The following is a 21,868-nucleotide window of genomic DNA, read 5'->3' on the forward strand; positions in this document are numbered from 1 at the left end:
GCGATGCTGCGGGGGCGGAGCGTGATCCTGCGACCGGTGACGGACGCGGACGTGCCCGCCCTCGCGGCGATCCGGGCCACCGCCGAGGTGCGCCGGTGGTGGCGCGGCGGCGACGACCTGGCCGCGGCGGTCCGCGCCGAGCTGGCCGACGACGACCTGATCGCGTACGCCGTCGAGCACGACGGGCGGGTGGTCGGCCTGGTCCAGTACTACGCCGAGCCGGACCCGGACTACCGGCACGCCGCGCTGGACATCTACCTCGACCCGGCGGTGCACGGCTCGGGGTTGGGCGGGGACGCGATCCGCACCCTGGCCCGGCACCTGGTCGCCGCGCACGGCCACCACCGGCTCACCATCGACCCGGCGGCGGCGAACACCGCCGCGATCCGGGCGTACGCGAAGGTCGGTTTCCGGCCGGTCGGCATCATGCGCCGGTACGAGCGCGGCGAGGACGGCACCTGGCACGACGCGCTGCTGATGGAGCTGCTCGCCGACGAACTGGCCGACTGAGCCACATTCCGGTCATCCGGGCCGCGACCCGGCATGTCCCGATCCGAGGGTCGGCTGTCCGCAACGCCGGCCATCACCCACCCACCCCACCCGGTTCCACCTGATCAGCGGGTCGACGAGCCCGCCGACCAAGGAGGAACCATGTCCCGATCCCCGCGCTGGCGGGACCCGCTGACCGCGCTCGGCCTGGCCGCCGGGCCGGTCGTCGCGCTCGGCTTCACCCGCTTCGCGTACGCGCTGCTGCTGCCGGCCATGCGCGACGACCTGCACTGGACGTACGCCCAGGCCGGGGGCCTGAACACGGCGAACGCCGCGGGTTACGTCATCGGCGCCGGCACGGCGGTGTTCTGGGCCCGCCGGTTCGGTGACCGCGCCGCCTTCGTCGGCACCCTGGCGGTGGGCGCGCTGGCCCTGCTGCTCACCGCGACCACCGCCGACTACCCGGTGTTGAACCTCCTGCGGTTCGTCGGCGGCGTGACCACCGCGGTCGCCTTCGTCCTCGGCTCGGCGCTGGCCGCCCGGATCGCCACCGGCGACGGGCAGCGCCGGGGCGCGCTGCTGGTCGCGATCTACATGGCCGGGGTGGGCGTCGGCGTGGCGCTCTCGGGGCTGCTGGTGCCGGCGGCGCTCACCGTGGTCGGGGACGCCGGCTGGCGGTCCGGCTGGCTGCTGCTGGGCGTGGTCGCGGTGCTGGCGGTCGGCCCGGCGCTGTTCGCGGTGCGGCGGGTCGCGCCGGTGACCGGGATCACCCGGGCCGGGCTGCCCCGCGCGGACCTGGCCCGGCTCGCCCCGACGTTCGGCTGGTACGTCCTCTTCGGCGCCGGCTACGTGAGCTACCTGACCTTCGTCATCGCGCTGCTGCGCGACCGGGGCCTCGGCACCCCCGGCGTCGCCACGTTCTTCGTGGTGTTGGGTCTCGCCTCGGCGGTCGCCACCCTCACCGTGTGGGGGCGGGTGGTCGGCCGGCTGGCGGGCGGCCGGGCCCCGGCGCTGGTCTCCCTGCTGGTGCTGCTCGGCGTGCTGCCGGTGCTGCTGCTGCCGGCCGGGCTGCCCGCGGCGGTGGTGTCGGCGGTGGTCTTCGGCAGCTCCTTCATGGCCGGTCCGACGGCGGCCACGATGCTCGCCCGCCGGGCCCTGCCGGCGAGCGGCTGGACCGCCGGCATCGCCCTGCTGACGGTGGCCTTCTCGGTGGGCCAGGCGGTCGGCCCGCTGCTCTCGGGCCTGCTCGCCGACTCCGGCGGGGTGGAGGTCGGGCTCTGGCTGTCGGTCGGGCTGCTCGCCGCCGCCGGGCTGGTCGCGTTGCGCCAGCGCGACCCCGCCCCGGCTGCCGCGCCGGGCACCGCCGAGCCGGCGCTGGCCGTCGGGTCGGGCAGCGCCGAGCCGGCGTCGGCCGCCGGCCGCTGACCGGGCCCGGTCACGCGCGGGCCGGCCCCGTAGCGACCGGGTCAGGCGGGGGCCGTCCCCGACGCGACGTCGTCGGGGACGACCCGCCCGCCGGTGACGGGCGGTGACCGCTGCTCGTCGATCCCGGTGGTGCGGAAGCGGGACCGGTAGGCGCCCGGGGTGATGCCCAGCTCCCGCAGGAACGTCCGGCGCATCGTCTCCGGCGAGCCGAAGCCGACCCGGCGGGCCACCACGTCGAGGGTGTCGTCACCGCGTTCCAGCAGCCCCTGGGCCGCCTCCACCCGGACCCGGTCGAGGTACCCGGCCGGTGTGGTGCCCAGCTCGGTGCGGAACAACCGGCCCAGGTGACGCGGGCTCACCCCAGCCAGGGCTGCCAGCCCCGGCAGGTCGTACGGCTGCGCCGGGTCGGCGGCGATGGTGTCCAGCACCCGCCGCAGCAGGTCGTGCCGGGTGCTCGGGGTGGCGGCCCGGACGCTGAACTGGGACTGCCCGCCGGGGCGCTGCATGAAGACGACGAGCTGCCGGGCGACCGTGCGTGCCGTCTCCGGCCCGAGGTCCGCCTCGACCAGGGCGAGGGTCAGGTCGATGCCGGCGGTGATGCCGGCCGAGGTGATCACCCGCCCGTCGGCGATGAAGATCGGGTCGGCGTCGACGGTGACCGCCGGGAAGTGCGCGGCGAGCTGGTCGGCCAGGTCCCAGTGGGTGGTCACCCGGCGGCCGTCGAGGAGCCCGGCGGCGGCGAGGGTGAACGCCCCCGCGCAGACCGACGCGGTGCGCGACGAGCCGGCCGCCAGCCGGCGGACCTGGTCGAGCAAGGGACGGTCGGCGGCCGTGGCCTGCCAGTCCGGCGCACCGGGCACCACCAGCGTGCCGATCGGCCCGGTCACCTCCGGCAGCGCCACGTCGGCGCCGAGCCGGACCCCGGCGCTGCTCACCACGTCCTGGCCGTCGGGGGAGGCGAGCACCAGCCGGTACGTCCCGCCGTGCTCGTTGGCGACGGTGAAGACCTCCAGCGGCCCGGTGACGTCGAGCAGCCGTACCCCGTCGTAGACGACGAAGAGCACGGTGTCACTGCGTTCCGCGGCCCGCACGCCGTCGAGCCTAGCCAGCCCCTTCCGCCCGGCGGAGCGGTTCACCCGGAGCCGCCGCCGGCTCTGAATCTTGGACAGTTACCGTTCGGACCGAACGGTAAGTGTCCAAGATCTGGTGGCGTGGTCCCGGCTCGCCGGACAGGGTCGGTGGGGTGGTGCTCACTTTTCCTGGCGACGAGGCCGACGCGCTGGACTGGCTCACCTTCGAGCAGGCCGGCGTCGTCACCACCGCCCAGGCGACCCGGCTGCTCACCGAGGGCGTGGTACGCGGCATGGTCCGGTCGGGACGCTGGCGGCCCATCTGCCGAGGCGTTCTGCTCACCGGCAACGGCCGGCTGACGCGGGACCAGCAGTTGTGGGTGGCCGTGCTCGCCGCCGGCCCGGGCGCGGTGCTGGCCGGTGCGACCGCCGCCACCGAAGCGGGCGTGCGGGGGCTACGCCGAGAGCCTCTGCACGTACTGGTCCCCGCAGCGCGCCGCGCCGCCCGGACGGTGCGGCGACGGCTGCCCATCGACATGGCCGCAGTCATCGTGCACCGCACGTCGGTGCTGCCCGACGCGCATCTGCAACTCGCCCGCCCCACCCGCACCACCACCGCCCGGGCCCTGGTGGACGCGGCCGGCTGGGCGCGTGACGTCGACGAGGCGCAGTCGACGCTGGCCGCCGGCTGCCAGCAGCGCCGGGTCACTCCGGAGGAGATCCGGGCGGTGGTCGACGCCCTGCCCCGCACCCCGCGTCGGCAACTGATCCGGGAGACCGTCGCCGACATCGCCGGTGGGGCGGAGGCGCTGTCGGAGATCGACTTCCTCCGGCTCTGCCGCCGGTACGGCCTCCCCCGACCCGAGCTGCAACATCGTCGCAAGGACGCGGCCGGACGGGCCCGCTGGCTGGACGCGTACTGGCGGGAGTGGGGGGTGCACGTCGAGGTCGACGGGTCGCACCACATGGATGTCCGGCACTGGGCGGCGGACATGGCGCGGCAGAACGACGTCTGGGCGTCCGGCGATCGCATCCTGCGCTTCCCGGCGTGGCTGGTCCGCGCCCGCCCCGACGAGGTCGCCGCCACTCTCCACCGCGCACTGACCGCCGCCGGCTGGCGTCCGCCGAGATGAATCTTGGACAGTTGCCGTCCGGTGCGAACGGCAACTGTCCAAGATCTCGACACGCGGCAGCCGTCAGGCGGTCGCGCAGGTGACGCCGTTGAGGGTGAAGGTGGCGGGCCTGGGGTTGCTGCCGGTGTGGGTGCCGTTGAAGCCGAGGCTGGTCGACGCCCCGGGCGCCAGCGTGCCGTTGTAGGAGAGGTTCGTCGCGGTCACCGCCGTGCCGGTCTGGCGGTACGTCGCCGACCAGCCCTGGCCGACCTGCTGCCCGCTGGACGGGAAGCTGAACCCGAGCGTCCAGCCGGTCAGGGTGCTCGTACCGGTGTTGGTGATGGTGATGTTCGCGGTGAAGCCGGTGCTCCAGTCGCTGGTGACGTACCCGACCGTGCAGGCCCCGGCGGCGGGCGGGTCCGCGGTGGTCACGGTGATCGGCGCGGACGCCGCGGAGACGTTGCCGGCCGCGTCCACCGCGACGACGTAGAAGGTGTACGCGGTCGACGCGGTCAGCCCGGTGAGGGTGAGCGTGGCGCCGGCGGGCGAGCCGACCAGCGCGTCGGTCGCTCCGGCCTCCCGGTACACCCGGTACCCGGTAACCCCGACGTGGTCGGTGGCCGGTCCCCAGGCGAGGGTCAACCCGGTCGAGGTGACCGCCGAGGCGACCGGGGTGCCGGGGGTGGTCGGCGCGGTCGTGTCCGGGGTGGCCGGTCCGGGTTCCTCACCCCAGACCCGGGTGCCGGCGGAGTAGAGCGGCACCTTCCGGTTCGGCCCGGCAGTCGGCTGGTACGACGGGTCGTTCGTCGGGTCCCAGGTGCCACCCTCCGGTACGCCGATCTTGAACTGGACCTCCATCCGGTGCTGCGACTGCCCGGCCGGGGCGATGGTGTACCCGGTGCAGTCGACCTCGACGTACCAGATGTCGCCGGAGAACTGCTTCGCGGTGGCCGGTGCCGGGCAGCCCTGGGTGTAGCCGGGGGTGACCTGCACCGGGGCGGTGCCGTCGGGGCGGAAGTAGTAGCGGAACTTCGCGGTCGTCAGCGCGCGGGCCGGGAACGCCGACCTGTTGTAGACGATCGCCTTCAGCCCGGTGGCGCGCGGCTCGGGCTGCATCACCGTGGTCTCCACGGTCAGCTCGTCCAGGTCGGGTTGTTCGGCGACCGGGAAGCCGGCGAGCGGGCTGCCGCCGTACTCCTTGGCGAGCCGGGCCAGCGCGGAGGTGAAGCCGGCGTTGTAGTCGGTGGCGACCTCGTTCATCACGTAGTCCGACCGATTGTCGGTGTAGGCGTCGTTGGCCGACGACGGGCCGCCGACCAGCGCGCCGTAGAGCACGTGCCGGGTCTCGGTGGGCACCGTCTGGCTGTCCCACCAGGAGCCGTGCGCGGTGCGGTGGTGCGGATTCCGTGGTGAATTGGCGCCGAACCCGATGACGTAGCTGGAGTTGCGCGGGTTGTCGCCCAGCGCGTAGTTGATCTGCCGGACGGCGAAGTCGTGGTAGCGCGCCTTGCGGGTCGCGTCGGTGGTCCGGTCGCCGTAGACCAGCGCGGCGAACGCGGTGTTGGCGGCGTAGCGCAGGGCGCCCCAGGAGTCGAGCACCGCCATCCCGCCCGGCGAGTAGGGCACCCGCTGCCCGTTGACGCCGACCGTCCAGTAGTCGAGCCAGCGGTTGGCGTCGTCGACGTACTTCTGCTTGCCGGTCAGGTTGGCCAGCAGCACGTACGCGCCGAACTGCTTGTTGTCCCAGGCGATGGTCCACCGGTAGGAGCGGGTGGTGCTCTGGTTCTCGGTGCCGAGCCGGTCGTACTCGCTCTCGGCCTTGGCCAGGTAGGCGGGGTCGCCGGTGGCCCGGTGCAGCCAGATCGCGGCCCAGACCAGCTCGTCCTGCCACCCGCTCCAGGAGCGGTAGAAGCTGGTCGCGTCGGTGATGCACTCGTGGTAGCTCTTCCGCACCGTGTCGGCGAACGTGTAGAGCTGCTTCGCGTGGCCGAGCAGCTTGTCGGCGTAGGCGGCGTCGGTGGGCCGGAAGACCATCGACGACGCGGCCATCGCGGCCGCCGTCTCCCCCGCCAGGTCCGCGCCGCCACAGCTCGCATCGATTTTGTACGCGGGCCGCGCCATCGGCATGACCTCGGCCGGACCCCACCACGTGTGGTCGTCGTCGCCCTTGCCGACCTGTCCGTAGAGGACGTTCGGCGCGGGGTGCGCCTTGACGAACCAGTCGTTGACGAAGCGCAGGTTGTTCAGCAGGTGCGGGAGCTGGCCGGAGGCGACGTAGCCGTCGCGGTACTCGACCGCACCCCAGGCGAGCATGGTGGCGCTGAACGCCATCGGGAAGCCGAACTTCACGTGGTCGCCCGCGTCGTACCAGCCGCCGGTGAGGTCCAGGCCGACGTCGGCGGCGTCGGTGAGGGCGGAGTCGCCCCGCCAGGAGACCCGGTTCCAGGACGGCTTCCTCCCGGACTGCTGCGCCTCGTAGAAGAACAGCGACTTCTGCAACGCCTCGGAATAGTTGAAGGCGGGCGCGGCGGCGAGGCTCCTGGTCCGCACGTCCGCGCCGGCGGGGGCCGCGCCGTAGTTGGAGGCGGCGCGGCGGCGTCCGGGCCGAGCGGCGCGGCGGCGGACGGGGCGGGTGCCGGTGCGCCGACGGCCAGGGCCAGCCCGGTGCTCAGCGCGGCGCCGACGGCGAGCAGGCGGCGGAGCCGGCCGCGGACCGGCCGGCGGGGCCGGTACGGGTGCTGCATGGCGGTACTCCTGTCGGTGGGCGCCACCGGCGGCGCACGCCCGACGGGGACGGGTGTCGGGGGTTGTGGGCGCCGCCGGCGGCTGTGGTGGTGGGGTGGCCATCGAGGGCGTGGGAGCGCTCCCATGGATGATCGACAATGTAAACTGCCGGTCAGGTCCTTGGGAAGGCCGGACGGCGGCAGGCGGAGCGTCCACAGTCTCGTCCGCGTTACATCGACACGCCGCGAAATCCCCGCCGTTTGGCCGGATTCCCGAATCCGATCCGCCACGTCGTCCCAGCTCAGACCGTTCGCCCGATGTCGCACTTCGATGCCGTGCATGAGATCATGTGCCGTCCCCTCTACCGATCCCGGAGGAATACTCATGCCCCAGCGTCGGTACGTGGCGCGCGCGGCTCTCACCGCGACTGCCGCCACGGCCTGCCTCGCCTTCGCCACCCCGGCCTGGGCGAGCAGCACGGCCCCGCTCAACCCCGCCCACAAGGGCTCGACGGCGGCCGATGCCGAGCAGCAGTGCAAGGACGAGCGCTTTGCCGGCCGGACGTCCGGGCAGGACGGCTGGCACTTCGTGCTTCCCGGCGGCGCCGAGTCCGGCGGCTTCGAGACGCTGACCCTGACCTTCAGCGACGGCACCAACACGGTGACGGTGAAGGTGCCCGACAGCACCGACGCCTACCCGGACCACCTCTACCCGGCCGGGAACACCGACCGGATGATCCACGCCTACCTCTTCACCCCGGCCGGGTGGACGCTGGTCGACGGCAGCGCCACGATCAGCGGCGAGGCCGACCAGTTCAACCTGAGCCACGCCTGCGCCGGCACCGCCCCGACGCAGTCGCCGAGCCCCTCGCCGACGACCTCCGAGTCGCCGCAGCCGTCGGGCTCGCCGTCGGAGTCGACCTCGCCGACCAGCTCGGTCACCCCGACGGAGTCGGGCTCCCCGTCGGAGTCGGGCTCGCCGTCGACCTCCGGCTCCCCGTCGGAGGGCACGGGCGGCAGCGGCGGCAGCAACGGGGGCAGCCTGCCGATGACCGGCGTGGCCACCGGCAGCATCGCGCTGGGCGGCCTCGTCCTGATCGGTGGCGGCGTGCTGCTGATGCTGCGCCGCCGACGCGACAACATCACCTTCACCAGCTGATCTCATTCAGCGCCCGACCGGCCGCCGGACTCCTCGTCCGGCGGCCGGTCGCCGTTTACGCACCGGTTCCGCCGGGCGTTGATCCGTCCGAGGCGTCCGCGCGTACTGACGGGTAACCCGGTCGACGTCGCCCGGAGATTCATCACATCATCGAGACATGTGAATGCATTGTCCGCGTACGCGCAGGTCAAGGCCCGCTGCGCGGGCCGGACGGTCGCGTCAGGACCGGTCCGGCGCGGGCCTCGCGTTCCGCCATACGAACGTACTGTTGCCGCGCCGCTTTCCGGCGCGGGACAGTACGCCACACCAGCGGTGCCGTCGACGCCGCCGCTCCCCCGGTCGACCCTGAGGAGAATGCGATGGCTCTACGACTCGCCGACGGAACCGCCTGGTCCGACACGCTCGCCCGCGCGGCAGCCGCCGCACCGGAGGCCTTCGGGCCCGAGGTCGACGGCGTCACCACCCTGCACAACCTGGTCTCCGGGCAGTGGCAGGCGGTCGGTACGCCGAGCGCCGTACGCACGCCGGTCGACAACACCGTGCTGGTCAACCTGCCCCGGTTGGACGCCGACACCGCGCGCGCGGCGGTCGCCCACGCCGCCACCGCGCACCGCGACTGGGCGGCGACCCCGCTCGCCGAGCGCAAGGCGCGGGTCGGCGAGGCGGTCGACGCCCTCACCGCGCACCGCGACCTGCTGGCCATGCTGCTGGTCTGGGAGATCGGCAAGCCCTGGCGGCTCGCCTGCGCCGACGTCGACCGCGCGCTGGACGGCGTCCGCTGGTACGTCGAGGAGATCGATCGGATGCTGGCCGGCGGCCGCGAGCCGCTGCCCGGCCCGGTCAGCAACATCGCCTCCTGGAACTACCCGATGAGCGTGCTGGTCCACGCGGAGCTGGTGCAGCTGCTCGCCGGCAACGCGGTCATCGCCAAGACCCCGTCGCAGGGCGGCGCGGTCTGCCTGACCGTGGCGCACGCCCTGATGCGCCGCGCCGGGCTTCCCGCCACCCTCCTCTCCGGCAGCGGCGAGGAACTCTCCGAGGTGCTCGTCCGGGCGCCCGAGATCGGCGCCGTCGCGTTCGTCGGCGGGCGGTCCAACGGCGGCAAGGTGGCCGCCGCGCTGCTCGACACCGACAAGCGGCACTTCATCGAGCAGGAGGGCCTCAACGCCTGGGGCGTCTGGAACTTCTCCCAGTGGGACCTGCTCGCCGCGCACCTGAAGAAGGGCTTCGAGTACGGCAAGCAGCGCTGCACCGCGTACCCGCGGTTCGTGGTCCAGCGTGACCTGGTCGACGAGTTCCTCGACATGTACCTGCCGGTGGTCCGCTCCGTCCGGTTCGGACACCCGCTCGCGGTGGACGAGACCTGGCAGGCCGGCGACCCGCTGCCGGAGCTGGACTTCGGCCCGCTGATCAGCGGCGCCAAGGCTGACGAGCTGCGCCGCAAGGTCGACGAGGCGGTACGCGGCGGCGCCGTGCCGCTGCACCGCGGCAAGCTCGACGGCGCGCCCTTCCTCGACGGGCAGGACACCTCCGCGTACGTGGCGCCGGCGGTGCTGCTCGCCCCGCCCGGCCGGTCCCGGCTGATGCACGCCGAGCCGTTCGGCCCGGTCGACACCATCGTCGTGGTGGACACCACCGACGAACTGCTGGCCGCGATGAACGCCTCCAACGGCGCACTGGTGGCCTCGCTGGCCTGCGACGACGAGGAACTGGCCGGCAAGCTCGCGGTGGACCTCCAGGCGTTCAAGGTGGGCATCAACAAGCCGCGGTCCCGGGGCGACCGGGAGGAGCCGTTCGGCGGCCGGGGCGCCTCCTGGAAGGGCGCCTTCGTCGGCGGCGACCTGCTGGTGCAGGCGGTCACCCAGGGCGGCGACGGGCGGCTCTACGGCAACTTCCCGGACTACAGCAGCTACCCGGCCACCTGAGGCGACGCCAGCCTCGGTCGATGGCACGGATCGAGCAGATCTCGCTGGGCGTGACCGACGACCGCCGCGCCGGCCGGTTCTGGGCGGCGGCCCTGGGCTACGTGCGTCGACCGCCGCGCCACGACGGCGACGACTGGATCGTGGTCGAGCCGCCACCCGGAGTCTCCGGCGCGGCGATCGCGATGGACGTCAGCGACAGCCCGGTGGCCGACTTCCCCCGCGTCCACCTCGACCTGGACGCGGGGGACCGCGACCTCGACGACGAGGTGGCGCGGCTGGTCGCGCTCGGCGCGCAACGGGTCGACTGGCGGCACTACCCGGCCGAGCCGGAACCGGGCCAGCTGCCCTACGTCGTGCTCGCCGACACCGAGGGGAACCGGTTCTGCGTCTCGGGTCACCGCCGGGCCGGGTTCTTCTTCGGCTGACCCTGACGCCGTTCCTGTGCGGCTCGCCGCGGCGGTTCCTCCGCGGCTCGCCGTGGCGGGTTCCTCCGCGGCTCGCCGTAGCGGCCGTCCTGTGCGGCCCGCCGTGACGGCGTTCCTGTACGGCCCGCCGTGACAGTTCCTGTACGGCCCGCCGTGACGGCGTCCCTGGGTTGCCGTGGCGGGGCCGCCGCCGACCGCCGGAAATGGGCAGGGCCCCCGCACCGGGGGCCCTGCCGATTCACCGTCCTCCGCACCGGAGGTCGGCCCGGTGGCGCCGGGCGACGTGGGTACGCCACCCGGCGCCGGTGAGGGTCGCCCCGCGCCGCCGCCGGGTGCTGGCACCCGGGCCGGCGCGGCCACGACCGTTGTCTCAGCCCGCCCGGTCTCGGCGGGTGGTCGCGTCCGCCTGCCGGGGCAGGGCATGCCGCGCCGGCCCCGCGGGGCGGGCGGCCAGCGGCACCGTCACGGTGAGCAGCGCACCGTCCCGCTCGATCGGCGTCGGCCGCCCGAGCCGGCGTACGGTGCGCAGCATCGGGGTGTTCTCCGCCTGGACGTGCAGCACCACGGCCGCGTACCCGGACCGGCCGGCCTGCCCGAGCAGCCGGCGCAGCAGCGCCGACCCGAGGCCACGGTGCTGCCAGTCGTCGCGCACCAGCAGGGCCACCTCGGCCTCGTCGCCCTCACCGAGCAGGTTGGCCATCGCGACCACCGACTCCCCCGCACCGGAGCCGGTCGTCGCCACCAGCGTGGTCCCCCGCCTCGGCTCCAGCAGCCGGCGCATCCGGCTCGGCGACGGCAACGCGCCCCCACCGAGATAGCGGCGCTGGCGGCTGCGCGCCGAGCACGCCTCGTGCAGGTCCACCACGCCGGCCAGGTCGTCGACGGTGGCCGGGCGAACCACCAGCTCCCCGCCGTCGGGCAGCACCAGGGTCACCCGGTCGGCCGCCCGGCGGGCCGCGGTGGCCGCCAGCTCGACCAGCGCCTGCGCCCGGGCGTACTCCGCCGGGGTGAAGCTGGGCGCCCGCCGGCGCAGCTCGTACGACCCGCCGCACGGGTCGGCCACCAGCATGCTCGCCGCGCCGACACCGCCGTGCGGGACGGCCGGCGCCGGTCGCCAGGTCACCTCGTCCGCGCCGAGCAGGGCACGCAGCATCTCCCCGGTCGCGTCCGGGTCCCGGACCAGCCGGGTGGCCAGCCCGAGCACCCGGGTCGGCTGGTCCACCAGGCCCCGCGCCTCGCTGCGGGCCACCCAGCAGTCCCGTCCCCGGCCCCGTTCCACGGCGGCCACCAGCTCCGCCTCGCCCACCGCGGCCGGCGCGTCGACGAGGAAGTCGTCGACCGCCCCGGCCTCGGTCGTGTGCACCTGCACGGTGAGGATGTTGACCCCCCGCAACGCGAGACTCGCCGTGAGCACCGACAGGTAGCCCGGCCGGTCGTCCACGGTGGCTCGAATCCGCCACAGCACCATGTCTGCTCCCTTCCCCACCTATGAGACTGCCGGAGGGCTGTTGCCACGCCGTTGCCCGGCGGTGACACCCCGGGAACCGTTGCGCGTGATCAGGTGACGCTGGTCACCGAGGGCGCCCCGACCAGGTCGAGCCGGTCGCCGAGGATCACCGCGCTGGCCCGGACCAGCTGGGCCAGCCGGTCCACCTCGGTGGAGTGGAAGGCGGCCGCGGTGAGCGGCTCGGTGTGCTCGCGCGCGACCACCAGCACCAGGCCGTTGCGGCCGAACGGCGCGATCGCGTAGTGGCTGCCGTCGGCGCCGGTCAGTGCCCGCGCCCGGAGCGGGGTCACCTCGGGCAGCAGCGGCGGCTGGGGCGCCCGCCAGCTCGCGTGCCCCACCGTCGCCGTCCCTCCGCCGGCCCGCGAGGCCCAGTCCATCGGGACGACCGCGGCCACCGCCCAGTCGGCGGCGAGCAGCCCGGGCACCGCGTCGACCAGGGTGGCCACCCCGTCGGCGGGGTTCGCGGCGACCTGGGCCAGCAGCTCGGCGTCCTGGCCGGTGGTGGTCGGCGCGCCGATCGCCCGCCAGACCCCGTCCACCCGTACCCCCGGGATGGCGGCCAGACCCGCCATCAACCGCTCCAGCCGGGCGGCGCCCGGCCAGACCACGGTGAAGTCGTCCACCGCCCGCCCGCCGAGCCGTTCCAGGACGACCACCTGGACGATGTCGGCGCCGGAGACGCCGAGCGTCCGGGCCACCTGGCCGAGCGTGCCGGGACGGTCCGGCAGGGTCACCCGAACTCTCAGCAACATGTCTGTCCCTCCGCTCGGCGGGCCGACCGTGGCGGCCGGCAGGCTGGGCACCAGCCTGCCGGTTGACCATTTCGCCCCTGTTGCAGCGGCATGTCCCAGGGGGAAATCCCCGGCTTGACAAGAAAGCTGAGCTGCCATCAACTATTCGGATGACCGATCCGGCCGTCGACGCGCTCCGGCCGGGAAGTTCTCCGGCTGCCCCCGATACCCCGCCCACCGCCGCCGCACGGAACGGGTCCCCCCGGGGGCTGGACCTCGACCGGCTCGCCGGCTACCTGGCCACCCACCGGCCCGAGCTGGCCGACGCGCCGCTGTCGGCCACCCTGATCGCCGGGGGCAAGTCGAACCTGACCTACCTGCTGCGCGTCGGCGAGCGGGAGCTGGTGCTGCGCCGACCCCCGCTGGGGCACGTGCTGGCCACCGCGCACGACATGGCCCGCGAGTTCCGGGTGATCTCCGCCCTCGCGCCCACCGACGTGCCGGTCCCGGCGGCGCTGCTGCACTGCGCCGACACCGACGTGCTCGGCGCGCCGTTCTACCTGATGGAGCGGGTCCGCGGCGAGGTGTTCCGCAGCCGCGCCCAGACCGACCCGCTCCGCCCCGAGCAGCGGCGCGAGCTGGCCCTGGCGATGATGGACACCCTCGCCGCCCTGCACACCGTCGACCCGGCCACGGTCGGGCTGGCCGACTTCGGCCGCCCCGAGGGCTACCTCGGCCGGCAGGTACGCCGCTGGGCCGGCCAGCTCGACCGGTCCCGCAGCCGTCCGCTGCCCGGCATCGACGAGCTGCGCGACCTGCTCGGCGGCACCGTTCCGGAGGGCGCCAACGCCGGGCGGATCGTGCACGGCGACTACCGGCTGGACAACCTCCTCGCCACCGTCGACCCGGTGTCGGTGCGCGCCGTGCTCGACTGGGAGATGGCCACCCTCGGCGACCCGCTGGCCGACCTCGGCCTGCTGCTGACCTACTGGGACGTGCTGGGCGACAGCGACCTCGCCGCCGGCAACCCGGTCGCCGACGGCCTCGGCCCGCGCGCCGGCTTCCCCACCGGCGCCGAGCTGATCGAGCGGTACGCCGGCCGCAGCGACGTCGACGTCGGGCCGCTGCACTGGCACGTCGCGCTCGGCTGCTTCAAGCTCGCGGTGATCTGCGAGGGCATCCACTACCGGCACACCCTCGGGCAGACGCTCGGCCCCGGCTTCGACCGCATCGGCGACATGGTGGCCCCGCTGGTAGCGCACGGCCTACGCGCAGCCCGCGAGAGGTGACGACGGCGGGTTCGCCGCCCGCCCCGCCGAGCCGCCGGACGCCGGCCCAGGCCGCAGCTCCGCCTGCACGACCGCCCCGACGAGGCCCCCGGGACATCCCGCACCAAGCGGCAAGCTCGGCCACCGGAGCCCCGCATTCCCCCACCCCGCGTCACCCGCGCCCCGCGCCAGCGCCACGCGCCACGCGCCTGCAACTTCAGAGAAAGCGTGGCTATTCACGGCCGAACAGCCACGCTTTCTCTGAAAGTGCCCGCAGGTAGGAAGTGCGGCGCGCGGGTGACGGGGCGGGGTCGGATGGTGGGGGGCGCGGAGCGCCGGGGGTGGGTCAGGCGGAGGCGCGGTGGATGAGTTGGGTGTCGAGGAGGATGTGGGGGGCGGGGATCTCATCGCCGCGGATACGGGCGACCAGCAGCCGCGCCATCTGGCGGCCCATCTCCTCGACCGGCTGGAAGACGGTGGTCAGCGGCGGGTCGGCCTGCCGGGCGATCGGGGCGTCGTCGAAGCCGATGACGGCCACGTCCTCGGGCACCCGACGCCCCGCCTCGCGCAGGGTACGCAGCGCGCCGAACGCCATCAGGTCGGAGGCGACGAAGACCGCGTCCAGGTCGGGGCAGACCTCCAGCAGCCGGCGCATCCCCGCCGCGCCGCTGCCCTCGCTGAAGTCCCCGTACGCGATCATGCGGGGGTCGACCTCGGCCCCGGCGGCCCGGACGGCGTCCCGGTAGCCGGCGAGACGGGCCAGGCCGGCACCCATGTCCTGCGGGCCGGCGATGGTGGCGATCCGGCGCCGGCCCCGCTGGGCCAGGTGCTCCACCGCCTGCCGGGCGCCGCCGACGTTGTCCACGTCGACGAACCAGGACGGCCGCGCCCCGGGCTGGAGCATCCGCGCGGGCCGGCCGCCGAGCACGGTCGGCAGCTCGCGCTCCTCGAGCAGCGTGGGCAGCGGGTCGGAGTCGTGCAGCGACAGCAGCAGCACCCCGTCCACGTGCTGGTTGGTCAGGTGGTGCTCGACCCGTTCCCGCTCGATCGGGGACTGCACCATGGCCAGCCAGAGCTGCAACGGCGTCTCCAGCAGCCCGGAGCTGACGCCCCGGACGATGCCGGCGAAGAACGGCTCGGTGAAGACCCGGTCGCCGGACTCGGAGACCACCAGGGCCACCGAGTCGGTCCGCTGGGTGACCAGCGCCCGGGCGGCCCGGTTCGGCACGTACCCCAGTTCCGCGATGGCCTGCTGGACGGCGGCCCGGGCCTCCGGACTGACCTGCGGCGAGCCGTTGACGACCCGGGAGACCGTGCCGCGCCCGACGCCCGCGCGGGCGGCGACCGCGTCGAGGGTCGGGCGCCCGAGCGACCGGGTGCGCTGCGTTGTCATCGTCTGCTCCTCCGACGTCGGGCGGATCCGCGCCACCCGTGGGGAGCGGGTGGGCGCGGAGCCGCCCGAGAACTGGCTGGCCTTCGCCTATTGTGCGGCCAGACCGTTACGTCGGATCACCTCGGCGTACCACCTGGCGCTGGACTTGGGGATACGGGCCTGGCTGTCGTAGTCGATCCAGACCATCCCGAACCGCTTGGTGTAGCCCCAGGCCCATTCGAAATTATCCATCAGCGACCAGGCGAAGTAGCCGCGCAGGGGCACCCCGGCGTTGATCGCCTCGTGCGCCGCCCGCAGGTGGGCGTCGAAGTACGCCAGCCGGTCGACGTCGTCGACCTGCCCGTCGACCACCGCGTCGACGAAGGCGGAGCCGTTCTCGGTGACGTAGAGCGGCAGGTCGGTGTACTCCTCGTGGACCCGGCGCAGCGTCTCGGTCAGGCCGGGGGCGTCGATCTCCCAGTTCATGTCGGTGACCGGCACGCCCCGGGTGACGAACCGGACGTCCTCGCTGCCCGGCCAGCACGACGGCGCCCGCCAGTACGGCTCCGGCTCGGCGCCCTCGACCGGGGCGGCGACCACGTGCCGGCTGTAGTAGTTGACGCCGACCAGGTCCAGCGGGGTGGAGATGACCGCGAGGTCGCCGTCGCGCACGTGCCCGAAGTCGGTGACCTCGCGCAGGTCGGCGGCGAGGTCGGTCGGGTACGACCCGCGCAGCACCGGGTCGAGGAAGAACCGGTTGGCCAGCGCGTCGATCCGCCGGGCCGCGTCGACGTCGGCGGGCGCGTCGCTGGCCGGGGTGACCGGGTAGAGGTTGACGGTGATGCCGAGCTGGGCCTGCGGCCGGGACGCCCGCAGCGCCTGCACCGCCAGCCCGTGGCCCAGCATCAGGTGGTGCCCGGCGCGGACGGCGTCCGCCCCGTCGGAGCGGCCGGGCGCGTGCACGCCCGAGCCGTAGCCGAGGAACGCCGAGCACCAGGGCTCGTTCAGCGTCGTCCAGTACGTCACCCGGTCGCCGAGGGCGTCCGCGACGAGTTCGGCGTAGTCGGCGAACCGCCCGGCGGTGTCCCGGGCCGGCCAGCCGCCGGCGTCCTCCAGCGGCTGGGGCAGGTCCCAGTGGTAGAGGGTCAGCCAGGGCTCGATGCCGTGCCCCAGCAGCTCGTCGACGAGCCGCCGGTAGAAGTCCAGGCCCGCGGCGTTGGCCGGGCCCGAGCCGCCCGGCTGCACCCGCGGCCAGGACACCGAGAACCGGTACGACCTCAGGCCCAGCTCGGCCATCAGCCGGACGTCCGACGGCATCCGGTGGTAGTGGTCGCAGGCCACGTCACCGGTGTGCCCGGCGACCACCCGCCCCTCGGTGTGGCTGAACGTGTCCCAGATCGACGGGGTCCGGCCACCCTCGGTGGCCGCCCCCTCGATCTGGTACGCGGCGGTCGCCGCGCCCCACAGGAAGCCGGGCGGGAAGATCAGTTCCGGCCCCTGGTCGAGTACGCCGACTGCGGGCGGGTGGTCTGGGTTGCTCACGACTTGACGGCACCTTCCATGATCCCGCCAATGATCTGGCGGCCGAACAGGGCGAACACGAGCACCAACGGCACGGTACCGATGGCGGTCGCGGCGAACACCTGCGAGTAGTCGGTGTAGTAGGCGTACGAGAGGAACGCCAGGGACACCTGCAGGGTCGGATTCTCCGGGGTGAGCACGGCGTACGGCCACAGGTAGGAGTTCCAGGTCTCCATGAAGGTGAGCAGGCCGAGCACGGCCGCGGCCGGGCGCAGCGCGGGCAGCACGATGTTCCAGTAGATCCGGAAGGTGCTGGCCCCGTCGACCCGGCCGGCCTCGATCAGCTCGTCGGAGATGGCCTGGGTGGCGTACTGCCGCATCATGAACACGCCGAAGGCGCTGACCAGGAAGGGCACGGTCACCGCGTAGAGGGTGTCGTACCAGCCGAGGTCCTGGATCATGCCCCAGAGCGGGATGAGGCCCAGCTGGGTCGGGATCATCATGGTCACGATGATCGACAGCAGCAGGACGTTGCGGCCCCGGAAGCGCAGCTTGGCGAAGGCGAAGCCGGCCAGCGACCCGGTGATCACCACCGAGACGGTCACCACGCCGGACACGATCACCGAGTTGAGCAGGCCGGTGAGGAAGTTCGCCGCGTCGTTGGCGAGCACCCGGTCGAAGTTGTCGCCGAACGAGCCGCCCGGGGTGACCGGCGGCGGCACGTCGTTGATCGAGTCAAGGCTGCGGGTGGCGATGACGACCATGTAGTAGAAGGGGTAGATCGAGAAGAGCACCGCCAGCACGAGGGCGACGTACATCAGCGGGCTGGTGCGCCAGAGGCGCTGGGACGCGGAGTTCACTCGGTCGCTCCTCACTTGACCGTACGGCGGACGAGCAGGAAGTTGACCAGCGAGACCAGGGCGATCATCACGAACATCGCCCAGGCCACGGCGGCGCCGTACCCGGCGGTGTTGAGGTTCTCGATACCCAGTTCGTACATGTACATGGCCAGGGTCTGGAACTCGCGCTGGTCGCCACCGATGATGTTGCCGTTGGCGAAGACGAGCGGCTCGGTGAAGAGCTGGAGCCCGCCGATGGTGGAGAGGGTGACCACGAAGACGAAGGTCGGCGTGAGCATCGGCAGGGTGATCCGCCAGAACTGCTTCCACTGGTTGGCGCCGTCGATGGCCGCCGCCTCGTAGAGGTCCTTGGGGATGGCCTGCATGCCGGCCAGCAGGATGAGCGTGTTGTAGCCGGTCCACCGCCAGTTGACCATGGAGGCGATGGCGGTCCAGGAGCTCCACCGCTGCGCGTCCCAGTCCACCGCGTCGATCCCGACCAGGCCGAGCAACCAGTTGATCAGCCCGAAGTCGCGCTGGAAGAGCATGCCGAAGACGATCGCCACGGCGGCGACCGACACCACGTTCGGCATGAAGATGGCCATCCGGAAGAACGTCCGGGCGCGCAGGAACGTGCGGTTGAGCAGGGTCGCCAGGAAGAGCGCGAGCAGCAGCTGCGGGATCGTCGAGAGCAGGAAGATGCCGAAGGTGTTGACCGTGGCGTTCCAGAAGTACTCGTCGGTGAACAGCCGGGTGTAGTTGTCCACGCCGATGAAGCTGTGCTCGCCGATCAGGTTCCAGTCGTGCAGCGACATCCACGCGGTGCGCAGCATCGGGTAGAACCCGAAGATGCCGAAGATGACGAAGAACGGGGCGATGTAGAGGTACGGGGAGAGCTTGAGGTCGAGGCGGTTGAGCGACAGCGCCCGGCTGCGGCGCCGGGTGGGTGGGGGCGGCGACGCCGTGGGTGACGGCGGCGCGGTCGTGGCCGACAGGCTCATGCGGGATCCTTTCCCGGCGCCGGCGGGGCCGGTGAGGCGGGCGGTACGTGCAACGGGACGCGGCCGGTGGCGCCCGGGAGACCCGGACGCCACCCGCCGTGGTGGGTCAGTGCTCAGAAGGCGCCCTGGGTCTTGGCGTCCTTGACGTACTGCTCCCAGGCCTTGTCCTTGGTCGACTGCCCGCTCTCGTACGACCGCAGCGCCGGCTCGAAGGCGTTCTCCTTCACGGCCTGGTGCTTCGGACCGAGGTGCAGCGGCTGGATCTTGGAGACGCTGTCACCGAAGATCTTGCCGGTCGGGGCGTTGTTGAAGTACTCGTTGGTGTAGGCGAGGAACTCCGGGTTCTTCAGCGCCTCCAGGTTGGTCGGCAGCGGGCCCTTGGCCTTGAAGGCCGCCACCTGGCTCTGCGCGTTGGTCAGGTACTCGGCGAGCTTCGCCGCCTCCTTGGGGTACTTGCTCTGGGTCGGCACGGCGAGCCAGGAGCCGCCCCAGTTGCCCGCGCCGCCGGGGACCGGCGCCACGTCCCATTTGCCCTTGTTCTCCGGGCCGGAGTTCTCCTGCACGATGCCGAGCATCCAGGACGGGCAGAAGGTCGCGGCGAAGGTGCCCTGCTTGAAGCCGGCCGACCACTCCGGCGACCAGGTGGCCGTCTCGGCGGTGATGTTGGCGTCGGCCATCGCGATCGCGGTGTCCCAGGCGCTCTTCACCGAGGCGCTGCTGTCGGCGACGACGTTGTCGTCCTTGTCGTAGAACAGGTCGCCGCCCTGCTGGAACATCACCGCGCTGGAGGCGGTGGTCACCGAGTCGAGCATGCCCTTGCCGGTGGCGGCCCGATACTTCTTGCCGGTCTCGATGAAGGCGTTCCAGTCCGGCCAGAGGGCCGCGACCTGGTCGCGCTCGACGGGCAGCTTGGCGGCCTGGAAGAGGTCCCGCCGGTAGCAGACGGCGAGGCTGCCGACGTCGGTGGGCAGGCCGATCAGCCGGCCGTCCGGCGCCTTGCCCAGCTCCCACTTCCAGGGCAGGTACTCGCCGCTGTGGTCCTTGGCGACCAGCTTGCCGAGGTCGGCCCAGTTCGCCGGGTTCGCCTTGAACTCGTTGAGGATGCCCTCCTCCAGGGCGACCACGTCGGCGGCGCCCTTGCCGGTGGCCAGCGCCCGGACGATCTTCGGCCGGTACTCGTTGAGCTGCGCGGTCTTGCGCAGCTCGACCTTGATGCCGGTGTCCTTCTCGTACTGCTTGACGATCTCGTCGTAGCCGAATTCGCCGAAGGTGTCCACGACCAGCTTGGCGGGCTTCCCGCCGGACGCCGTGGCGTCGTCGTCGTCCTTGCCGCAGGCCGCGAGACCGCCGAGTGCGGTCACCGCGGCCAGGGCGGCAGCCGCGAGGCGGGTACGCCGCGTGGTGACGCTCATCCTGACCCCTCTTTCAGTGGTGAGGCTGGGTTTGGGTGTGGTGGGGGGTGATCTGCGCGCTCCCGCCGGCCGGCGTACCGGGTCGGCCCGGGCGGTGTGCCGTGGTGATCCGCGCCACGCTCTGGGAACGCTCCCATGAGATTGCCGGGAGGTGTCAGGGGTGTCAATAGACCGATGGGAGCGTTCCCAGATCGTTACGGCCGATGCCCTCGACCGGTCCTCACCGGACGGAGGCGATCAGCAGAGGCGACGCAGCAGCGTGCTGGCCCGCCCCGGGTCGAACCGGGTGGGATCGAAGCCGCCGCCCGCCCACTCCCGCATCGCCGCGTGCTCGCGGTGCCGCGGGTCGGCGAGCGCGGCGAGCAGGAGCAGGTAGCCGGACGGGCCGCCGACGTCCTCCGGCGGGCAGGCGCGCTCGCCGTCCAGGCAGGACGGGTACCGCTCCACCGGGTCGGCGGTGAAGGCGTCCTCCACCACCAGGTCGTGCTCCCACCAGTCGCCGAAGTCGTAGGTGTAGCGGAACCTGCTGCCCTTGCCGAGGACCGCGTCGAGCCGGACGTCCAGCTCGTCGCGGAGCGACAGCTCGCCGTCCGGGTCCGGCTCGCCGTACTGCACCCCGTCGATCTCGAACGAGTGCAGGTGGCAGTCGCGCCAGCCCATCGCGTGCTGCACCACGCGGTGCAGCCGGTCCAGGGTGTAACCACCGGGCACCAGCACCCGCCGCCAGACCGGCGGGCGGACCCCGGCGAGGGACATCTTCAGCTGGAAGATCTGACGTGGCATGCTGCCCCCTCCTCCCACCGCATAGGCTGCCGACATGATCTGCCGAGCCTGCCGGGAGCGGCGGCACGACGACTGTCCCGGCCGGAAGTGGTGCGACTGCCAGCACCGTACCCCCGGACCCATCCCTCCGGTCACCGGTCCGGCCGGCGAATGACCGTCGGAATCCCGATCCGCCGGATCTGGCCGACGCCGGCCACCCCGCCCCTGAACGACGCCGAGCTGACCGCGCTCTACGGTCGCGCCGACCGCCCGCACCTGCGGGTCAACTTCGTGGCCAGCCTCGACGGCGCGGTCACCCTGGACGGCTACTCCGCCGGGCTGTCGGGCGGGCCCGACAAGCGGGTCTTCGGGCTGCTCCGGATGCTCTGCGACGGGTTGCTGGTGGCCGCCGGCACGCTGCGGCACGAGGGCTACCGCGCGGTGCGGCTGAGCGAGCCGCGCCGGGCCTGGCGGCGCGAGCGGGGGCTGCCCGAGTACCCCACCCTGGTGGTCGTCTCCGGGTCGCTGGACCTCGACCCGGCGCAGGCCGCGTTCGCCGACGCGCCGGTGCGACCCGTCGTGCTGACCCACGCCGGCGCCGCGCCGCCCCCGGGGCTGACCGACGTCGCCGAGCTGGTCCGCTGCGGCGACGAGCGGGTGGACGTCGCCGCCGGCCTGGCCGAGCTGCGCCGGCGGGGGCTGGGCCAGCTGCTCTGCGAGGGCGGCCCGCACCTGTTCGGCGCGCTCACCGCCGCCGACCTGGTCGACGAGCTCTGCCTGACCGTCGCCCCGCTGCTCGCCGGGGCGGGTCCCGGCCGGATCACCGCCGGCGACCCGGGCGCGCCCCGGGAGCTGCCGCTGCGGCACGTGCTCGCCGCCGACGACGGCGTGCTGATGCTGCGCCACGCCCGGGACGCCGCCGCGCCGCCGCCCGCCGGAGCCGCCCCGCCCGCCTAGCGGCCGCCCTGAACTGCCGGGTCCGCCGGCCATCGGGCGCGCCCCGGCCGCGCCGGGCCGTCCCCCGGCCGCCACCAACGGGGGTACGCGGACAGTCCGCCCCGGCCACGACGACGGGCGCGGGTCCCTGCCGTTCGCGGCGGCGAACTCACGTGCCGGCCCTAACCTGG

The 21,868-nt window shown here is 73.5% G+C and carries 18 protein-coding genes; 8 read left to right on the forward strand and 10 right to left on the reverse strand.

Annotated elements, in window-relative coordinates; genetic code table 11:
* The first annotated feature begins 3 nt into the window (after positions 1-3).
* Complete coding sequence (locus ACTMS9_RS17585) at positions 4-510, forward strand: GNAT family N-acetyltransferase (protein ID WP_088963257.1); 507 nt, start codon at positions 4-6, stop codon at positions 508-510.
* Between the two features lie 141 nt (positions 511-651).
* Positions 652-1,914: a YbfB/YjiJ family MFS transporter gene (locus ACTMS9_RS17590; protein WP_441165488.1), complete on the forward strand. Its 1,263-nt coding sequence runs from the start codon at positions 652-654 to the stop codon at positions 1,912-1,914.
* A 41-nt stretch (positions 1,915-1,955) separates the two neighbouring features.
* On the opposite strand, the gene ACTMS9_RS17595 is transcribed toward ACTMS9_RS17590, so the two are convergent.
* On the reverse strand, positions 1,956-3,005 hold the full coding sequence (locus ACTMS9_RS17595) for a GlxA family transcriptional regulator (protein WP_441144077.1): 1,050 nt from the start codon (positions 3,003-3,005) through the stop codon (positions 1,956-1,958).
* A gap of 155 nt (positions 3,006-3,160) precedes the next feature.
* On the opposite strand from ACTMS9_RS17595, the gene ACTMS9_RS17600 reads away from it, so the two are divergent.
* Entirely contained in the window at positions 3,161-4,117 is a 957-nt protein-coding gene (locus tag ACTMS9_RS17600) for a hypothetical protein (RefSeq protein ID WP_441165489.1), read from the forward strand.
* A 63-nt stretch (positions 4,118-4,180) separates the two neighbouring features.
* Here ACTMS9_RS17600 and ACTMS9_RS17605 read toward each other — a convergent pair whose 3' ends face one another.
* Complete coding sequence (locus ACTMS9_RS17605; protein WP_441165490.1) at positions 4,181-6,943, reverse strand: glycoside hydrolase family 9 protein; 2,763 nt, start codon at positions 6,941-6,943, stop codon at positions 4,181-4,183.
* Positions 6,944-7,204: 261 nt separating this feature from the next.
* Between ACTMS9_RS17605 and ACTMS9_RS17610 the strand changes: the two genes are divergently transcribed.
* The 3 genes from ACTMS9_RS17610 (at position 7,205) to ACTMS9_RS17620 (ending at position 10,328) form a co-directional block, all read left to right on the forward strand.
* A complete protein-coding gene (locus ACTMS9_RS17610; RefSeq protein WP_441144085.1) occupies positions 7,205-7,978 on the forward strand; it encodes an LPXTG cell wall anchor domain-containing protein in 774 nt (257 codons plus the stop codon).
* A gap of 359 nt (positions 7,979-8,337) precedes the next feature.
* The gene (locus tag ACTMS9_RS17615; protein ID WP_441165491.1) at positions 8,338-9,903 is read left to right on the forward strand and encodes an aldehyde dehydrogenase family protein; all 1,566 of its coding nucleotides are present in this window, start codon (positions 8,338-8,340) and stop codon (positions 9,901-9,903) included.
* Positions 9,904-9,923: 20 nt separating this feature from the next.
* The gene (locus ACTMS9_RS17620) at positions 9,924-10,328 is read left to right on the forward strand and encodes a VOC family protein (protein WP_441165492.1); all 405 of its coding nucleotides are present in this window, start codon (positions 9,924-9,926) and stop codon (positions 10,326-10,328) included.
* Positions 10,329-10,698: 370 nt separating this feature from the next.
* On the opposite strand, the gene ACTMS9_RS17625 is transcribed toward ACTMS9_RS17620, so the two are convergent.
* Positions 10,699-11,796: a GNAT family N-acetyltransferase gene (locus ACTMS9_RS17625; RefSeq protein WP_441165493.1), complete on the reverse strand. Its 1,098-nt coding sequence runs from the start codon at positions 11,794-11,796 to the stop codon at positions 10,699-10,701.
* Between the two features lie 89 nt (positions 11,797-11,885).
* A complete protein-coding gene (locus ACTMS9_RS17630; RefSeq protein ID WP_441144092.1) occupies positions 11,886-12,587 on the reverse strand; it encodes an amino acid-binding protein in 702 nt (233 codons plus the stop codon).
* A gap of 149 nt (positions 12,588-12,736) precedes the next feature.
* On the opposite strand from ACTMS9_RS17630, the gene ACTMS9_RS17635 reads away from it, so the two are divergent.
* Positions 12,737-13,855, forward strand: coding sequence for a phosphotransferase family protein (locus tag ACTMS9_RS17635; RefSeq protein WP_441144094.1), 1,119 nt, complete (start codon positions 12,737-12,739; stop codon positions 13,853-13,855).
* A gap of 325 nt (positions 13,856-14,180) precedes the next feature.
* Here ACTMS9_RS17635 and ACTMS9_RS17640 read toward each other — a convergent pair whose 3' ends face one another.
* The 6 genes from ACTMS9_RS17640 to ACTMS9_RS17665 form a co-directional block, all read right to left on the reverse strand.
* A complete protein-coding gene (locus tag ACTMS9_RS17640; protein WP_441144096.1) occupies positions 14,181-15,227 on the reverse strand; it encodes a LacI family DNA-binding transcriptional regulator in 1,047 nt (348 codons plus the stop codon).
* 87 nt (positions 15,228-15,314) lie between these two features.
* Positions 15,315-16,748 carry a GH1 family beta-glucosidase gene (locus ACTMS9_RS17645; RefSeq protein ID WP_441165494.1) on the reverse strand — a complete coding sequence of 478 codons (1,434 nt, stop codon included), beginning with the start codon at positions 16,746-16,748 and terminating at the stop codon, positions 15,315-15,317.
* Complete coding sequence (locus ACTMS9_RS17650; RefSeq protein ID WP_441144100.1) at positions 16,745-17,587, reverse strand: carbohydrate ABC transporter permease; 843 nt, start codon at positions 17,585-17,587, stop codon at positions 16,745-16,747. The genes ACTMS9_RS17645 and ACTMS9_RS17650 overlap by 4 nt, the downstream gene beginning before the upstream one ends.
* Before the next feature lie 11 nt (positions 17,588-17,598).
* Complete coding sequence (locus ACTMS9_RS17655) at positions 17,599-18,567, reverse strand: carbohydrate ABC transporter permease (RefSeq protein WP_238449727.1); 969 nt, start codon at positions 18,565-18,567, stop codon at positions 17,599-17,601.
* Positions 18,568-18,680: 113 nt separating this feature from the next.
* Positions 18,681-19,979 (reverse strand): ABC transporter substrate-binding protein, encoded by a 1,299-nt coding sequence (locus tag ACTMS9_RS17660; RefSeq protein ID WP_441165495.1) that lies wholly within the window; start codon positions 19,977-19,979, stop codon positions 18,681-18,683.
* 237 nt (positions 19,980-20,216) lie between these two features.
* Positions 20,217-20,762, reverse strand: coding sequence for a plasmid pRiA4b ORF-3 family protein (locus ACTMS9_RS17665; RefSeq protein ID WP_441165496.1), 546 nt, complete (start codon positions 20,760-20,762; stop codon positions 20,217-20,219).
* A gap of 150 nt (positions 20,763-20,912) precedes the next feature.
* Between ACTMS9_RS17665 and ACTMS9_RS17670 the strand changes: the two genes are divergently transcribed.
* On the forward strand, positions 20,913-21,698 hold the full coding sequence (locus tag ACTMS9_RS17670) for a pyrimidine reductase family protein (protein ID WP_441165497.1): 786 nt from the start codon (positions 20,913-20,915) through the stop codon (positions 21,696-21,698).
* Positions 21,699-21,868: the final 170 nt, after the last annotated feature.

It is taken from the genome of Micromonospora sp. L31, from assembly GCF_052068075.1.
In the GTDB taxonomy this organism is placed as follows: Bacteria; Actinomycetota; Actinomycetes; order Mycobacteriales; family Micromonosporaceae; genus Micromonospora; species Micromonospora purpureochromogenes.

Excerpts from the sequence above, each read along its gene's own strand:
- ACTMS9_RS17585 (WP_088963257.1), top strand. The coding sequence starts at position 4 with ATGCTGCGGGGGCGGAGCGTGATCCTGCGACCGGTGACGGACGCGGAC.
- ACTMS9_RS17590 (WP_441165488.1), top strand. The coding sequence starts at position 652 with ATGTCCCGATCCCCGCGCTGGCGGGACCCGCTGACCGCGCTCGGCCTG.
- ACTMS9_RS17605 (WP_441165490.1), bottom strand. The coding sequence starts at position 6,943 with ATGGCCACCCCACCACCACAGCCGCCGGCGGCGCCCACAACCCCCGAC.
- ACTMS9_RS17610 (WP_441144085.1), top strand. The coding sequence starts at position 7,205 with ATGCCCCAGCGTCGGTACGTGGCGCGCGCGGCTCTCACCGCGACTGCC.
- ACTMS9_RS17615 (WP_441165491.1), top strand. The coding sequence starts at position 8,338 with ATGGCTCTACGACTCGCCGACGGAACCGCCTGGTCCGACACGCTCGCC.
- ACTMS9_RS17620 (WP_441165492.1), top strand. The coding sequence starts at position 9,924 with ATGGCACGGATCGAGCAGATCTCGCTGGGCGTGACCGACGACCGCCGC.
- ACTMS9_RS17625 (WP_441165493.1), bottom strand. The coding sequence starts at position 11,796 with ATGGTGCTGTGGCGGATTCGAGCCACCGTGGACGACCGGCCGGGCTAC.
- ACTMS9_RS17630 (WP_441144092.1), bottom strand. The coding sequence starts at position 12,587 with ATGTTGCTGAGAGTTCGGGTGACCCTGCCGGACCGTCCCGGCACGCTC.
- ACTMS9_RS17635 (WP_441144094.1), top strand. The coding sequence starts at position 12,737 with ATGACCGATCCGGCCGTCGACGCGCTCCGGCCGGGAAGTTCTCCGGCT.
- ACTMS9_RS17640 (WP_441144096.1), bottom strand. The coding sequence starts at position 15,227 with ATGACAACGCAGCGCACCCGGTCGCTCGGGCGCCCGACCCTCGACGCG.
- ACTMS9_RS17655 (WP_238449727.1), bottom strand. The coding sequence starts at position 18,567 with ATGAGCCTGTCGGCCACGACCGCGCCGCCGTCACCCACGGCGTCGCCG.
- ACTMS9_RS17660 (WP_441165495.1), bottom strand. The coding sequence starts at position 19,979 with ATGAGCGTCACCACGCGGCGTACCCGCCTCGCGGCTGCCGCCCTGGCC.
- ACTMS9_RS17665 (WP_441165496.1), bottom strand. The coding sequence starts at position 20,762 with ATGCCACGTCAGATCTTCCAGCTGAAGATGTCCCTCGCCGGGGTCCGC.
- ACTMS9_RS17670 (WP_441165497.1), top strand. The coding sequence starts at position 20,913 with ATGACCGTCGGAATCCCGATCCGCCGGATCTGGCCGACGCCGGCCACC.